Source organism: Microcystis sp. LEGE 00066 (assembly GCF_015207925.1).
Taxonomy (GTDB): domain Bacteria; phylum Cyanobacteriota; class Cyanobacteriia; order Cyanobacteriales; family Microcystaceae; genus Microcystis; species Microcystis ichthyoblabe_A.
Genome location: NZ_JADEVX010000105.1, coordinates 1 through 15,670 on the forward strand (window position 1 = coordinate 1; position 15,670 = coordinate 15,670).

At 42.1% G+C, this 15,670-nt stretch carries 14 protein-coding genes and 2 pseudogenes; 10 read left to right on the forward strand and 6 right to left on the reverse strand.

All coding sequences use genetic code 11. The features are described 5' to 3' along the window. Together IQ224_RS14780 and crtO are read right to left on the reverse strand one after the other, a co-directional pair. A pseudogene (locus IQ224_RS14780) lies at positions 1 to 105 on the reverse strand (IS630 family transposase); the annotation flags it as partial. 310 nt (positions 106 to 415) lie between these two features. Then, positions 416 to 2,062: a beta-carotene ketolase CrtO gene (gene crtO / locus IQ224_RS14785; protein WP_084989803.1), complete on the reverse strand. Its 1,647-nt coding sequence runs from the start codon at positions 2,060 to 2,062 to the stop codon at positions 416 to 418. A gap of 145 nt (positions 2,063 to 2,207) precedes the next feature. Here crtO and IQ224_RS14790 point away from each other — a divergent pair, with 145 nt between their 5' ends. After that, positions 2,208 to 2,531 carry an STAS domain-containing protein gene (locus tag IQ224_RS14790; protein WP_002748022.1) on the forward strand — a complete coding sequence of 108 codons (324 nt, stop codon included), beginning with the start codon at positions 2,208 to 2,210 and terminating at the stop codon, positions 2,529 to 2,531. Here IQ224_RS14790 and IQ224_RS14795 read toward each other — a convergent pair whose 3' ends face one another. Beyond that, complete coding sequence (locus tag IQ224_RS14795; protein ID WP_036402685.1) at positions 2,532 to 3,668, reverse strand: SpoIIE family protein phosphatase; 1,137 nt, start codon at positions 3,666 to 3,668, stop codon at positions 2,532 to 2,534. It abuts the gene before it with no gap. Positions 3,669 to 3,839: 171 nt separating this feature from the next. Here IQ224_RS14795 and IQ224_RS14800 point away from each other — a divergent pair, with 171 nt between their 5' ends. The 3 genes from IQ224_RS14800 to IQ224_RS14810 all read left to right on the forward strand — a co-directional run bounded on the left by IQ224_RS14800 (position 3,840) and on the right by IQ224_RS14810 (position 6,009). Beyond that, positions 3,840 to 4,283: an anti-sigma regulatory factor gene (locus IQ224_RS14800; protein ID WP_002748026.1), complete on the forward strand. Its 444-nt coding sequence runs from the start codon at positions 3,840 to 3,842 to the stop codon at positions 4,281 to 4,283. Then, complete coding sequence (locus IQ224_RS14805; RefSeq protein WP_002748028.1) at positions 4,252 to 5,076, forward strand: sulfurtransferase; 825 nt, start codon at positions 4,252 to 4,254, stop codon at positions 5,074 to 5,076. Before IQ224_RS14800 ends, IQ224_RS14805 begins: the two co-directional genes overlap by 32 nt. A gap of 381 nt (positions 5,077 to 5,457) precedes the next feature. After that, a complete protein-coding gene (locus IQ224_RS14810) occupies positions 5,458 to 6,009 on the forward strand; it encodes an NYN domain-containing protein (RefSeq protein ID WP_002764933.1) in 552 nt (183 codons plus the stop codon). A 111-nt stretch (positions 6,010 to 6,120) separates the two neighbouring features. Here the strand turns inward: IQ224_RS14810 and IQ224_RS14815 are convergent, their stop codons facing one another. After that, positions 6,121 to 7,296, reverse strand: a complete 1,176-nt coding sequence (locus IQ224_RS14815) for an esterase-like activity of phytase family protein (protein WP_002748030.1) — start codon at positions 7,294 to 7,296, stop codon at positions 6,121 to 6,123. A gap of 37 nt (positions 7,297 to 7,333) precedes the next feature. On the opposite strand from IQ224_RS14815, the gene IQ224_RS14820 reads away from it, so the two are divergent. From IQ224_RS14820 to IQ224_RS14830, 4 genes and pseudogenes are all read left to right on the forward strand, one after another. Next, positions 7,334 to 8,518 (forward strand): lipopolysaccharide assembly protein LapB, encoded by a 1,185-nt coding sequence (locus tag IQ224_RS14820; RefSeq protein WP_002748032.1) that lies wholly within the window; start codon positions 7,334 to 7,336, stop codon positions 8,516 to 8,518. A gap of 138 nt (positions 8,519 to 8,656) precedes the next feature. Beyond that, positions 8,657 to 8,965: pseudogene (locus tag IQ224_RS14825) on the forward strand (IS30 family transposase); the annotation flags it as partial. Positions 8,966 to 9,249: 284 nt separating this feature from the next. Continuing rightward, positions 9,250 to 9,372, forward strand: a complete 123-nt coding sequence (locus IQ224_RS24620) for a hypothetical protein (RefSeq protein WP_002737208.1) — start codon at positions 9,250 to 9,252, stop codon at positions 9,370 to 9,372. Between the two features lie 24 nt (positions 9,373 to 9,396). Then, positions 9,397 to 11,037, forward strand: coding sequence for an MBL fold metallo-hydrolase (locus tag IQ224_RS14830; protein ID WP_194033141.1), 1,641 nt, complete (start codon positions 9,397 to 9,399; stop codon positions 11,035 to 11,037). A gap of 562 nt (positions 11,038 to 11,599) precedes the next feature. Here the strand turns inward: IQ224_RS14830 and IQ224_RS14835 are convergent. After that, on the reverse strand, positions 11,600 to 13,501 hold the full coding sequence (locus tag IQ224_RS14835; protein ID WP_194033142.1) for a transketolase C-terminal domain-containing protein: 1,902 nt from the start codon (positions 13,499 to 13,501) through the stop codon (positions 11,600 to 11,602). A 404-nt stretch (positions 13,502 to 13,905) separates the two neighbouring features. Between IQ224_RS14835 and IQ224_RS14840 the strand changes: the two genes are divergently transcribed. Then, entirely contained in the window at positions 13,906 to 14,169 is a 264-nt protein-coding gene (locus tag IQ224_RS14840; protein WP_194033143.1) for a HypC/HybG/HupF family hydrogenase formation chaperone, read from the forward strand. A gap of 116 nt (positions 14,170 to 14,285) precedes the next feature. Beyond that, positions 14,286 to 15,398, forward strand: a complete 1,113-nt coding sequence (hypD, locus tag IQ224_RS14845) for a hydrogenase formation protein HypD (protein ID WP_194033144.1) — start codon at positions 14,286 to 14,288, stop codon at positions 15,396 to 15,398. Between the two features lie 31 nt (positions 15,399 to 15,429). Here hypD and IQ224_RS14850 read toward each other — a convergent pair. Next, on the reverse strand, positions 15,430 to 15,670 hold a 241-nt coding region (locus IQ224_RS14850; RefSeq protein ID WP_194032751.1), incomplete at its 5' end, for a transposase.

Genomic DNA, 15,670 nt, shown 5'->3' on the forward strand with positions numbered 1-15,670 from the left:
TAACCAGAGAACTTCCATCTTCAGTTGAACCCGGGGATGAGGATGATGAAATCTTTCATAATACAGTGAGTTCTTTTCTTCTTCCGTGAATTCTAGGTTAATCATGTTTTTAATGAGTGCTTTGCTTATAATTATGACTCTTGAACTATATTATTGTCTTTGAGTAAAAAATGCAAGTTATAACCGTGCAAAGTATATTTGGTTGGGACTGCGAAGGTTACATGATATCAGCCAGACTTGGAAACTATCTCATCAAATTAGTCCCCCCATAGAACCTCCTTGAGCCATCTTGCACACTTTTCTCTTTTTGTCAAATTTTATGTTAAGAAAGATGTGACTAATGGATAGCTTAATAAGAGGGGTATCTGATAACTTTTAACGCCTACCTACTTATTTCACATTTATTCAGCAAACCCTAGTTAAATAATCTTTGCAGAAAAGTGCTTTGATCCCGCAGAAAAACCTGAGCGCAATTGCGCCCCGGCATTCCCGAAATTGAGCCGCCGGGGTGAGTTCCTGCCCCAGTTAAATAAAGGTTTTTAATGGGGGTTTTGTAGTTAGCTATTTCCGGTAAAGGACGCAGGAAAATCATCTGATCTAAGGTCATATCAAGATGATAGTAATTACCTTTATAGGAACCCAAACGATTAGCTAATTCGGCTGGACTTTCCACCCGACGGGCAATGATCGAAGATTTGAGATTGGGAGCATAATCGGCCAGTTTATCAAGAACTCGATCGGCCACGCGATTTTTTAATTCTTCCGTCCATCCTGTGCCGTTTAATCCCGTTCCCTCGGCCCCGGCAATCTGATAGGGGGCAAAAAATTCGATCCAGAGGGTATGCTTGCCCTGGGGAGCCATGGAGGGATCGAGAATAGTGGGTATATCTAGGTACATCGAGGGATTTTCGTCGGGAATCTGCCCCAAAATCGTTAAAGCGTGGGCTTGTTCAACGTGACGCACGGAATCGGCGATGAGAATCGTTCCCTGTAAATACTCCTCTTTGTGATCGTAAGCCTCGAACCTTGGCGCTTCCGCGAGGGCGCAATCAATTTTAAGAATTGTTTCATTGTTATTGACAATTCGCCGTTCTACCCTTTCTCGCAATTCCGGATCGGCGGCATCCACATCGGCGGGAGCGACTAACTGTAAAAAAACTCGTTTAGCGTCAATATTAGAGATAACACCCGCTTTGGCCAGATATTCCTGTCCAGAGTCCACCCTAACCCCGATCGCTTGTCCTTCCTCCATTAGAATCTGTTTAACTTTCTGCTCGGTTAAAATCACCCCACCGAGACTGACAACACATTTCACCAGAGCCTCGGTTAGTGCGCCCGTACCACCACGAGGGCGAGCCACCCCGGGGGAGTGACGCATCGCCATCATCATCATCCCGGAGGTAATGCCTTTTTGGGAGGGAGGAGCGCCAATTTCCGCCGCTAGACGAGCCAGGGGTGCTTTGACAAATTCGCTCTCAAACCACTCATTGAGGACATCTTCGGGGGAAGTAATCATCGTGCGGATGAAGTCGAGCAGTTTCTTTTTCGAGCCGATCGCTTTCCAGACACTAGCTAAGGCACTAGAGTTATAATTGCGGGCGATTCTGAGCAAATCTTGGGGGGGAGCGTTAAACCAGGGACCGATCGCATTCATCAACTGCGCCCAATAGTCGATAAACTGAAGGTAGCGATCGGCATCTCGCGGACAAAACTGGGCAATTGCGGCGTGAGTTTTTTCCAGAGAGCGATAGGAAAGAAAATATTGGCCCGAGGGATGGGGACAGAAAACGGTAGGATCGAAGAATAAATACTCTAATCCGTGGCGTTTTAGCTCTAATTCCTCAATTACCGGTCCTAAAAAGATAAATTCGTGATCGATCGCACAGAGATTAAACTTAAAATCGGGGGCCAGATCCGGGATAACCGCTTCTGTGGTAGCCGCTCCTCCCGGTACGCTACGCTGTTCGAGAAGGAGGACGCGATAACCAGCTTTGAGGAGATAGGCGGCACAAACTAAACCATTATGCCCGGCACCGATGAGGATGACATCGTAACTTTCCATGCAGTTTCAAAAATTCCTATTTTTAATTTTGCGCTTTTCTTGACCCTAATATGTTAAAAATAGTTAAAGATTGGCTGCTGTTGGCAGATTTCAGCGAGCAGTTATCAGTGAGCAGGTAGAAAACATTTAATTTTTCCTTTTTTTTATGAGTTCTGCGATTAAAGTTATTCAACCATCGGGTATTTTAGATGGCAACCAAGCCAGCGAATTTCGCCAAGAAATTGCCGAAGCCGTGCAGGGAGGTTCCAAGGTTATTATCGTTGATTTTAAGGATGTCACCTTTATGGATAGTTCTGGTTTAGGGGCGTTAGTTTTATCCTTAAAAACCGTGCGTTCTGCGGAGGGTAAACTATTGATCTGCTCGATTAATGAGCAGATAAAAATGTTATTTGAATTGACCGATATGGATCGAGTTTTTGAAATTTTTAATAACCGAGAAGAATTAGAACAAAAAATTTTAGGAAGTTAATCAGGGAAAATCCACCTGCATAATCGAAAGATCATCCTTAAAATTGCCATCAAATTGTAAAGCTTGAATTTCTTCAATAAAATTATCGAGATTTTTAGCCGAATTACCGTGATAATTTCGTAAAGATTGAATAAAGTTTTCTAGTCCCCACATCCTACCATCAGCACAATCGATCTCGTAAATTCCATCGCTAAAAAGATAAAGGCTACTGGGTAAATTCAGGGATTGAACCTGATTAATATATTCTGCTTCTAGAAACATCCCGATGGGAAAACCGGGGGCTTTCAGTCTGGTTTCAATCATCTGGCCAAAAGGTTTTTGAGTCAGGAGAACTGCTGGGGGATGACCGGCGCTGGCATAGGTTAACTGTTGTTGTTTCCGATCATAAATTCCGTACCAAATAGTAAAATATTTATCATTCTTAGGGCTGATTTGATAAACTTGGTTTAACCCTTGTAAAACCTGATTAGGTTCATAGTAATTCACCTGACTTAAACCACGGGAACGGAGTAAATTAATCACCGAAAGGGAAGGTAAAGCCGCTCGTAAACCATGACCCGCCACATCTAAAAGATATAACATCAAATGGTCATTATCTAACCAATAATAATCAAAGCCATCGCCCCCCAATTGACGAGAAGGAAGGAAGCGAAAATCGATAGCAAGTTTTGGAGAAATGAAAGGTTCTGGTAACAGCGATCGCACATAGTCCGCCGCCTCCGCTAACTCCATTTCTAGTAATTGTTTTTGCGCTTGCAGATCATGACTTAATTGATGCAAACGCATTCCCGCTCGCACACGCGCTTTTAACTCATTAATTTCGATCGGTTTACACAAAAAATCATCGGCCCCCGCATCCAATCCCTTCACCCGATCCTCCACCGATCCCAAAGAAGTTAAGAGGATAAAAAAAGTCGTTGACAGTTGGGGATTAAGCTTAATTTGCCGGCAAACTTCCAACCCATCGATCCCCGGCATCATCCAATCACAAATAATCATCGCCGGTTTTAGTTGCCCCGCTTGCTTTAATCCTTCTTCCCCATCACTGGCAACAAAAACCTCGTATTCCTTCTGCAAAGCTCGTCTCAGGAACGTTTGAATTACTCCATCATCATCAATTACTAGAATTCGTACCATCTTTTTTGTAACTCGACTACCTCAATCTTACTGCTTACCCCCGACCCCTAACAGATGACTTTGCTTATACCTCAAGATAAGATTAAATCCAGAATCGAGCTAACACATCAGTCATAGTTTGGGAAAAATGGTATAACTTCTAGCGTAAGGCATTGCAGAGGTAAACCGGGGGTGAAGATTTCTTTTCAGGTAGATAGCGATCTCAGGTTCTTAGATACCGTTTTAAAGTATTTTGAGCAACTTAAACCGGCGGGCATTCCCCAAAAAGACTGGCTCCAGTGTCAGCTTGCTCTTGCCGAAGGTTTTACCAATGCTGTCCGTCACGCTCACCGACACCTCCCCCCCGAAATCCCGATCGAGATCGAGATCGAGATTGTTCCCCACCAGATGGAAATTCGCATCTGGGATCGGGGTTCCGTCTTCGATTTAGAGAGCTTTATCGAGAAAAATGTCCATCGTGACCGTATTTTATTAGGTCATGGGCAAGGACTGCCGATTCTCCAAAAAATCGCCGATCAACTCAGTTATACTCGCAGCGAAGATCAGCGCAACTGTCTATTAATTATTAAACAATTTTCCCGCCATGAATCCGATCGCACCCCTCGTTTCTCCTAGTTGGTTAGTGACTAATCTCGATCGCCCCGATCTGATGGTTATTGACTGTCGTTTTCAATTAAATGATCCCGATCTCTGTTATCAAGAGTATTTAGCCAATCACATTGAAAATTCCTTCTATTTACACCTAGATCGCGATTTATCGGCTCCCGTTGCCCGTCATGGCGGCCGTCATCCTTTACCGAATCCGCAGACGATAGCCGCTAAATTAAGCTCTTTAGGGGTGATTTCTGGTGAAACCCATGTCATCGCCTACGATTCCTCCCGTTTTGCCTTTGCCAGTCGTCTCTGGTGGTTATTACGTTATCTCGGCCATGAAAGAGTTAGCATTCTCGATGGAGGTTGGCAAAATTGGTTAAATGCCGGTTATCCCGTCTCTAATCAGATACCTGTGCCGAAAACCGGCGCTTTTCTCCCCCAAGTTCAAGAGGATTGGGTGGTGACGATCGAGGAGGTAAAAAGGCAAAAAGAGCAAGGGGGAGTGGTGTTAATTGATGCCAGGGAAAGCGATCGCTATCGGGGTGAAAGGGAACCGATCGATCCGATCGCCGGTCACATCGAGGGGGCGCTTAATTATCCCTGGTTGGAAGTCACCGATAGTCAGGGTTTTTGTCAACCCCAGGACCTGCAAACACAACGTTGGCAAGAGCGGCAAGGCGATCGAGAAATTATCCTCTACTGTGGTTCAGGAGTGACAGCCTGTGTTAATATCTTTTCCCTGACCCTAGCCGGATACGAGAATGTTAAGCTATATTCTGGAGGTTGGAGTGATTGGTGTTCCTACCTGATCTAACCAGCCTTGTTGATGCTCATCTATCGAGAAAGATTATCAAAATGACCTAATTACTGTACAATCCCCCTATTATCACTTTTAATTATTCCGAAACTATTATCTAATTTGTCTCCTAAGTGGGTGGGTGGAATTAAATATAAGATGAACGTAGGTTGGGTTGAAGCATAAAACCCAACGCCCGCATGGGTTACGCTACCGCTAACCCATCCTACAAATAATTGTGCCTCCCTACTTAGACAAAAAAGCTAATTTTTATTTTAGTTGCTATCTTTTTGCTCTCAAATCACCGCTATTCCTCAAAGAATAGTCGTTTTCCCCCGTAAAATTACTAAAAAGTAATTTTATAGTTAAACTCTATAAAAAATTAGGTATGTATTTTGTATGACAGAAGCCGGTCTTTGTCATTGTAATGGTGGCGGCCGTCCGAAGGATCGCCTTTCGATTTTTGTGGATGGCAATAATATGTTTTATGCTCAACAAAAAAATGGTTGGTTTTTTGACCCGCGCAAGGTGTTAAATTACTTCACCAACGACCCGAATATTATGTTAATTAATGCCTTTTGGTACACGGGGTTAAAAGATTCCCAAGATCAAAGGGGTTTTCGCGATGCTTTAATTAGTTTGGGTTATACGGTGAGAACAAAAATTTTGAAAGAATATTATGATGATAGTTCCGGCCGTTTTTCCCAGAAAGCTAATTTAGACATCGAAATTGTCGTTGATATGTTTAATACCGTCGATCAATACGATCGAGTGATTTTATTTAGCGGTGATGGCGATTTTGAACGAGCGATCGAACTATTGCGCTCTAAAAATACTCATATTACCGTAGTTTCTACGGAAGGGATGATCGCTAGGGAATTACGCAACGCTACCGATCGCTATATTGACCTGAATGATATTCGCAAAGATATCGAAAAAAGTGATTATTAATCGGCAGTTTTGTCTTTAAACCGACTATTTATCCCCTTTTTCTTTATTGGTAGTCCTCACCCCAAACCTTCTCCCAGAAGGGGATAGGTGAGGCAATTAACCATCTCTTGTTTATTTTTCCTTGAGTCGAAAGAGTAAAAACTGATTGACCTGATTCGGATTAAAATTATCATCACTGACTAAAATCAAAGAGCGACTACCATCAGCTAATCTTGGACCGAGGGTCATTCCTTCCAAATTATCTAAATCAATCCCCAAAGTACCTAAATCTAGTAATAATTTTTTCCGCAAGGGTTGCACCTGTAAAGCTTCTAATTCCCCCGGTATTCTGGCGATTTTCGAGGTATCAGTGGCACTCCCGTTAACTACCTGAAATAGTTTCGATCCAAAACCTTCTAAACCAAAAGTTCGCTCTAAACTGAGAAAATAACCCTCTTTTTCTAAAGCTAATAATTCCGTTAAACCGTAGTATCTCGCACTACTGGGTGGCCCATCTAACACATACAATTGTTCCGATACTAACACAGGCGCACCAATCGGATCGATCAGATAATGAAGAAGTCGCACTCTGAGATTTTCTTCCCTTTTTCCCGTGGGACTATCTTGAATTAAAGCACTTTCTGTGGCAGTAAACAAACGAAAAGGATCGTCTTTGAGAGTGCTGGTAATCCCTAAAGTTAAGGATTCAAACCCTAAATTATCCTGTATTCCTTTTTGATTGCTATCATCCGGTAAAAAGCGATTAGGAATTAACAAAGACTCCTTTAATTGTCCCTGCAAATCAAATTCAGCAATAAAAGGATCAATTCCCTGTTTAACCGCACCTTCACTGGAAATAAACAAAGTTTGTCGGGGCGAAAAAGCGATACCTTCCGGGTCGATCGATCCCTTTTTAAACGTTTCTCCCTTGCCATCTTTTAGGAACGTGACTGCCTCTAAATTCACTTTTTCGATTTTTTCATCATTTATCTGCAAACTGGCCCGATAAAAGCGGGCTGGAGCTTTCTGAGAACGATCATCACTGAGGAGATAAAAGCGGTTATTGGTGCGATCATAGCTGATTGCCGATAATCCCCCCACCCTTGTCCCCTGATAATCCGCTTGTGGTAATTGATATTCTCCCAAAAACTCGATCGAGAGGGGTAGAAACATTCGTTGTTCTGCCAAAACTTGTGGGGAGACACCACAAGCCCCCAGACTAAAGGTTACAATTAAACTAGCAATTAAACCCAAAATTGGCAAACGGCAATTTTCGGCAGTCAGTCTCTTATAGAATCGATCGATCACAAAATATCATCCTCTACTACGCTCTTATCAATCTATTATGCTACGTTTTTCTCTCAGTTTATGGCTCTGTTTGATCGGTACTTCCCTTCCTCTCCTAGCACAAACAGAAACCCCTGCACCCAATCCCCTCGAAACTCCCCTAAAAAGTCCTTTATTACCCGCAATCGATCGCCCTTTAACTCCCTTGGAGCATCGTCAACTGTTATTATACATCGATCAACGCGATGCTGAAGCTCAAGCTAAATACGATGCGGGATTAAATGAGGAAGCTTTTCCTATCTGGTATGAAGTGATTAAATTAAATCGTTATTTAGGGGACAAAGAAGAAGTAAAATCTTTGGGAAAAGTGGGGTTAGCAGCTTGGAATCGAGATCGAACCGAGGATGTTAAATTAATTACTGCTCGTTTAAAAACTGTGCAACAAACTGCAGAAACTAACCGGACAATGGACGAGGAATTATTAGCATTACTAGGTACATCCTATCAACAGGTACGAGCTTTTAATGAGGCGATAATCATCTATGATAAAATCCTAGCTAATGCCAGAAAATCTGGCGATAATCTGGCAGTAGAAGCAACTTTAAATCAACTTGGTCAAATTCATTTATCCCGTTTTGATTATCAAAAAGCCGCCCCAGTTTACGAGGAATTATTAACTATTTCTAAGGCGCAGAATAATTCTTTAAATCAAGGAATTTATCTGCAAAGACTAGCAGAAATTTATCGAGAATCTCTGCAACCAGCTAACGCAGTAAAAATTAAAGAAGAAATAGCTGAAACCGAGATCAGAAATCAGCAAATACAGTTAATCCCCGATCTAAAAATTCAAATTGGCTTAGATTACCAAGCTTTAAAAGATGTAAATAAAGCCAGCCAAAACTTTCAAGAAGCCTATTCTCTCGCTTTTGCTTTACAACAGTACGGCACCGCAGGAGAAGCTTTAAATAAGTTAGCGGAACTTTATAAAAGTTATCAACAGGTGGATTATGCTTTACAAATCTATCAAGAATTAATTAAAGTCCATGAATTAGGTTACAATTACTACGGTTTAATGAACACCTACGATCAAATCGGTCAAATTTATCTAGAGAGAAAAAATTATCCCCAAGCTTTACTCGCTTTCCAAAAAGGTGCGGAATTAGCCCAAGCTATCCGTTATCGTGAACAATATTTTCAAACCCAAATCACTCAAATTAATCAAGCAATAAATAATCCTGAATAGTTTTGAAGCCATGGGTGCATATCACATTTGCAGAAATACCGACAATCAGTCAGCAATTATTAGTGAATCTTAAAACGCCAATTCAAAAATGAAAAGCATCAACCTCAAGATTTGACAAAGAAAGGCTCCTCAGTTACTGAAAGAAAAATCTTTACTTATGACAAGGACAAAGAATTTTGTGGACATCAAGAGTTGAGTCAGAAACTAGGAGCAGATTTTTATTTTGCTACTCCTTATCATTCTTGGGAGAGGGTATTAAACGAGCCTACTAATGGACTATTGAGATAATTTTTTCCCAAGGGAACAAATTGGAAAATCGTTGAACCAGAGGAGGTAGAAAGAGCCGTAAACTTAATTAACAATCGTCCTCGAAAATGTCTTGACTATCGTACCCCGAATGAGGTATTCTATAAAGGTAGATTAGACAGGGATGCAATTCAGACTTAAATTGATCAATTTTTTGCCAAATATAATCTTTGTCAAGTTAGGAAATTTGAAAAGATTTGATGCCTTTTCACAACTCATTTAGGTTTGCTATATTATGACAAAAGATGCTAGTCTTTTCGACAATTACCGGTAGTTTTTGCTGAAATCATCACAAATTACTGACAAGTTTAATTATTAAAAGAGGGTGAGCGCCCATGGTCAAATCCGAAACCTAGCTGCTAAGAACCGAAAAAGTTGAGTTAGTATGAGAGGAGATTACCCTCTGAGGAGTTGCACTAAATTATATGGACATCAAATTAATCCTGTTGGCATTAACGGCTGTATTCACCGTCTCCTGTCTCTTTTTCGGCACCCGCAACGGTTTTTATGATAGCGATAACTACGATGGCAACGGTTCGGCTCACTAACCAGTCATCATAATCAGGGTTGCCATGGTTCAACGCTCTACTGCTGTCTGGGGGTCAAAATCCCTTTTATCCTGTTTACCTTTTGGTGTCGGTCACGCATCGGAAGGGGTTTGTCTCCTACTGAAAATCGGTCCCTATCGCATACTTTTAGATTGCGGTTTGGCCGATCTGAAACCCCTCACCCAAAACAAAAAACCACCCGTAGATCTGGTGTTCTGTAGTCATGCCCACAGCGATCACATCCGTGGGTTAATGGCTCTCCATCAGACCTATCCCCAATTGCCAGTTTATGCCAGTGAGGTGACAGTACAACTGCTGCCCCTACAATGGCCCGATTCTGCCGAGGAAATCGGCAGTTTCTGTCAGGGTTGGCCATGGCGATCACCGATCACTCTCTTTGATGATCTCACCGTCGAGATTTTTCCGGCCGGCCACCTACCCGGGGCTGCCGTGGTCTTATTCACCTACAAAACCCCCAAACGTACCTATAAAGTCCTCTATACCGGCGATTTTTCCCTATCTAATTTTCAACTGGTGGAAGGATTATCGATCGATCTGCTGCGGGGAATATCCCCCGATGTGCTGATTATTGAAGGCAGTTACGGCACAGAACGCCATCCCCACCGACGACAGCAGGAAAAACAGTTGATGAATCGCATCTATCATGCGATCGCTGAGGGACAAAATGTTTTACTACCCGTCCCCGCTTTGGGATTGGGTCAAGAAATTTTAAAATTACTGCGATCGCATCATCAATTCACGGGTCGCGATATTGATATCTGGGTTGGGGGCAAGATCGCTAAAGCTTGCGATGCCTACCTAGAAATTTTACCACAATTTCCCGCATCTGTCCAGAATTTTGCCAAACATCAGCCCTTATTTTGGGATGAGCGCATCTGTCCCCGGTTGCGAAGGTTGCCAGAAAAACCGACACCTCTAGGGGGAACCACTCCGATCATTTTACTAATCGATCGCCTAGAGGAGGCGAGTAAATATCTGCAAGGGGATAAACCTTGGTTAATCTTAGTTCCCCAACACCTGCACGATATCAACCTGGAGAATCCCCGATTAAAAGCGGCACAGCGTTCGCGATTAATTAGCCAAGAAACCTATCTACTGGCTGAACATAGCGATAGTCGCAACACCACCCAACTAATCCATAACCTGCGACCGCAGCATATCATGTTCGTCCATGGCTCGCCCCTATATCTAGCGGATTTGACCAGTTTAGAAGAATTACAAAGCCGTTATCAACTCCATTCTCCGGCCGTGGGAACCCTGGTGGAATTACCCATTGGCGATCGCTTTCTGCAACCGACACCCCCGGCCCCCAGTCACTATGAGGGAGAATTAAATGAATCGGATTCGATCGTCACTATCACTTTACCAGAGCCGCTCACCCGGGATCCCCGGTGGAGTAATTTTGCCGATACGGGACTGGTAGAAGCACGCTGGCAAGGGGAAGAATTATTATTGCGGGGAGTCTCCCAACGGGAACTATTAAGCGAGAGTCCCAATCGCATCACCAAAGCTTTAGAGGAGATGGATTGCTGTCGTGTCTGTGTCCACTACAAAAGTCAGCGCTGTTGGAATCCCGCTTCTCCTCTCTACGGTTTTAAAGTGGTTGCTGAAGGCTATTGTCCCGTTTTTGAAGCCAATATATAATTAGGGTCTGCTGAAAAAGTTGCTTGCTGGGGTTAGGAGTCGGTTTTTAGGAGTCACTATTCTGGGACTTCCTCCCTACAGAAATACTAAAAAATTAACAAAACCCTTATTTTAAAAGGGTTTTACCATTATTCAGTAAGCCCTATTTAAAACAAACGTAATAATTAACTAATTTTTTGGGAAAATTTAGTTAGGGTCTGCTGAAAAAGTTTTTCCTGGGGGTAGGAGTCAGGAGTCAGGAGTCAGTAGCCGGTCGTTTCGGGCTTTGTTGCCCTTGTTTTTTGTACCAATTAATGTACTATAAGAAGGATAATGCAAGGTTTTTGAAAGTCCCAATCCTATTTTCTTGCACTAACATCGGACTTTAACAGGTCAAAAGCCTTATTTTAAAAGGGTTTTACCATTATTCAGCAAGCCCTAGTTAAACCACCACTATAACATATAATTAATTTACAATAATTCTACTGATAACTGATAACTGATAACTGATAACTGATAACTGATAACTGATAACTGATAACTGATAACTGATAACTGATTAAAGCCCACCCTAAAATACTATCTAAGCAATTAAAGATTTAACTTTACTAATGATACCAACTGGGTCAATACCTTGGTGGGGGAATTGTTCCCATAAACCGCCACAACCTTCATGGTGAGTACCGATGTAAGCGTATTTAGGAGTTAAACCGCGTTCGAGTAACCAAGAACCATAACGGCTACCTAAACCCGTGCGACGGTTAAATGCTTCTACCACTAAAACAAAGGGAGAATTACCAACTTTAGCGATAATTTCTTCATCTACCCCATTGAGAGTCGGTTTATTAATTAAACCCACGTCGATCCCCTCTTGTTTTAAGCGTTCCACTGCATCTAAAGCGCGGTATAAACCATCGCCAAAGCTGATGATATAACCGGCAGTGCCTTCCCGAATTACTTCATCTTTTCCGGGAACAAAGGTGTAACCATCGCCAAAGAAATTATGGCCGTTAGTATCAAGAATATTGGGAGTTTTAGAACGAGTCGAGAAGATAAAACGTAAACCGGGTTGATGGAAAGTTGCCTCGACACAAGCGGTCATTTGTGCCGCATCGGCTGGGAAATAAAGACGGGTTTCGTAACCGTCATCGAGTCCATTATCGGCAAAGAAATTATTCAAACCAAAGTGACAGGTATTATCGGCCATGTCATCGATACCGGAATGGGAAAAATGACACAAAAGATTAGAATAATTCAAGCGGGCCATGGTGATTTCAGAAATACACATTTCTAGAAAAGCGGCAAAGGTGGCGAAAATTCCCTGTTTACCTTTTTCCATACCAAAACCAGCAGCTGCCGAAAGATTGCCCCGTTCCATAATACCAGAAGGAATAAACACTTCGGGATGTTTATCATGGATAATTTTCAAACCGCAGGAACCTTCTAAATCGCTATCTACTACTAATACCTTAGCCTTGCGTTCTTCTTCGCTCATTTTGCCTAAAAGACTGACTACCGCTTCGCCGAAAACATTGCGGTTAGAACCCCATTTATCCCCAGAACCGAGGAATTTATAGTCATTAGAAGGCTTCTTAATACTGTTGAGATATTCCACAGCGGCACTATGTCCTTTTGCCTCTAAATATTTTAAAGCCAAGGGGACAGAAATCACATCATGACCGTGGTTAGAACCTTCTAAACCTTCAATCCCCGGACACATGGGACGTTTATTAATAATCGCAATCGGGCCGGGAGTATTAATTGCTTCACAGATATTGCGATACAAACTATCGATATCTTCCCCATCTCCCACTAACACTTTTAGACCATGGCCGGTGAGAGTTTTAGCCACATCATAACCGGGTAAATATTTGGAAGGATTACCGGCAATCGTCACATCATTATCATCAATAATCAGCTTAACATTGATGTGTTGAGCCACGGCTAAACGGGCAGCTTCCGCGTCATTGCCTTCCTGTTGAGAACCATCGGAACCTAAACAAAAAACAGTTTTTCCGGGGTTAGCTAAAGCGACACCGTTAACGTAGGGCCACATATGTCCTAAACGACCAGAACTAAATTTGACACCGGGGGTTAATCCTAATTCCGGGTGTCCGGGGAGTTTAGAATTGGCCTCGCGGTAGTGCATTAATTGTTCTGCGGGTAAAGAACCTTCTAACGCAGACATGAGATATTGAGTACCGACGCGGTGTCCTGCTTCATCGAAGAAGATTGGTACAAATTGACTAGGTTGACTGCGGAAAAGAGCATCGAGAATCACCACTTCCGGGACGGTATCGTAGGGACCGCCGGTGTGTCCACCCACACCCCGGGCCGCACCCGTGGCAGTAAAAAAGATGATAGCATCGCGACAGAGTTGGATATTGGCTTTTAGGGTGCTTCTTTGGTCGTCGGTGAGGGTGGGGTTACTGGGGTCGAGACTGATGGGTTTATAGGCACTCAAATCGATGGGAAAGGTTGTCATCGTAGATTTTCCTTAATGTAGAGAAATAACTATAGTCAGGGAAATCATAGCCTAGAATGTCACCCGATCGATTGATTGAATAATTTCTTATCATTGGTGTAGTCCCTAATACAAAAGTTTTACCCCTGCTGGGATAGGGTCCACAATCCAGGACGGGGGAAATCTTAAAAAAGATAGGAGAAAAAAAGCTGTTCTTGGGGGCAATAGTCCAGAATGGCAGCTAGGACCAAGTAAAAAGGATAACCTTTGACTCGGTTTTCCTTTTCGGGAGGCGGTCGTAGGTCGTCAATATCAAGTTAGGTTATACTTCATCTTTATGAGAAGGGCTGTCAGTTGATATTAATGCAATCTCTAGCCCAAAAATCGGCGCATAATTAACAAAAACTAGATTTAAGGTAAAAACTATGTGTTTAGGCATACCGGGACAAATTACGGCAATTATTGATGAAAACCGTCATCTTGCTCTCGTCGATGTGGGGGGTGTAAAAAGAGAAGTAAATATCGCTTGTATTGTTGATGAAGACCATCCCGCTAATACTTGTGTAGGGGATTGGGTATTAGTTCATGTGGGTTTTGCTATGAATCGAATCGATGAAGATGAGGCGCAAGAAACCTTAATTTTATTAACACAATTAGCGGAATTAGAGGCAGAATTTAATCATAATTAATGTTCTTAAAGTAGTCACCCATAAATTAATGCTGTTATCTATCTCTAAGAAATGTAAATTACGGTAATTATTACTGACTACCGACAGCTAAAAATGATAATTAAAGGAGATAAACTATGAAATACGTTGATGAATTTCGTGATCCAGTTAAAGCGTCGGGATTAATTCAACAAATTGAACAATTATCGATAAGAATTTCTGAAAAGCGGGAAAAAGTTACTAAAATTATGGAGGTTTGTGGAGGTCATACCCACTCAATTTTTAGATACGGTATCGAGGCAATACTTCCAGAAACTATCGAATTAATTCATGGTCCTGGATGTCCCGTTTGTGTGATGCCGCGAGGTCGTTTAGATGATGCCATTTTTCTCGCACAAAAACCGAACGTAATTCTGACAACTTTTGGCGATACTATGCGTGTCCCCGGTTCCCATTTGAGTCTGCTGCAAGCACGAGCAAAAGGTGATGATATTCGCATGGTTTATTCTCCTCGCGATGCCTTAAAAATTGCCAGAGAAAATCTCGATAAAGAAGTAATATTTTTAGCATTAGGGTTTGAAACAACCGTTCCTAGCACCGCTTTAACTGTTTTAGAAGCGCAAAGAGATGGCATCACTAATTTTAGTTTATTTTCTAATCATGTGGTGATTATTCCCGCTCTGAAAGCTTTGTTAGATAACCCAGATTTACAGTTAGACGGTTTTGTTGGGCCTGGTCATGTTAGCATGGTAATTGGCACAGAACCCTATCAAGTTATTGCCCAAGAATATCATAAACCTATGGTAGTTTCTGGGTTTGAACCCTTGGATATTCTCCAATCAATTTGGATGGTATTAAAACAATTAGATGAGCAGAGATGTGAGATTGAAAATCAGTACGATCGAGTGGTACAAAATCAAGGAAATAGAGTCGCTTTATCGGCAATCAAGCAAGTTTTTGAACTGCGGGATCAGTTTGAATGGCGAGGTTTAGGAGAAATTGCCCAAGGAGGGTTAAAACTGCGAGATGAATACAGTAATTTTGACGCGGAGAAAAAATTTACCCTACCCAATCAGCGTGTTAAAGATCACAAAGCTTGTCAGTGTGGCGAAATTCTTAAAGGTGTTTTAAAACCCTGGGAATGTAAAGTATTTGGTACTGCTTGTACTCCCGAACATCCCATCGGTACTTGTATGGTTTCTAGTGAAGGTGCTTGTGCCGCTTATTATAAGTATGGCAGACATCGGTAAATTTTGGCTCTTCGTTACTCTTTATGCTAAATCAACATACAAGATGCCAAGACAACATACTTCTAACCCAAAAATTCCGAAAGTTTCTAAAGCCATAGCCTCTTCTTTTTATTAGTTTAAGTTTATTGTTGATTCCCTCGACCACCCCATTCGTTGTCCTTCGCTCGAAATAACTAATTATTTCTCCAAACCAGTTTCGGATTGTTTGACAACTCTTAGTAAAAACACTGGAGGATTTTGCCAACCATTCCGAGATGGATAGCATTCCCTCT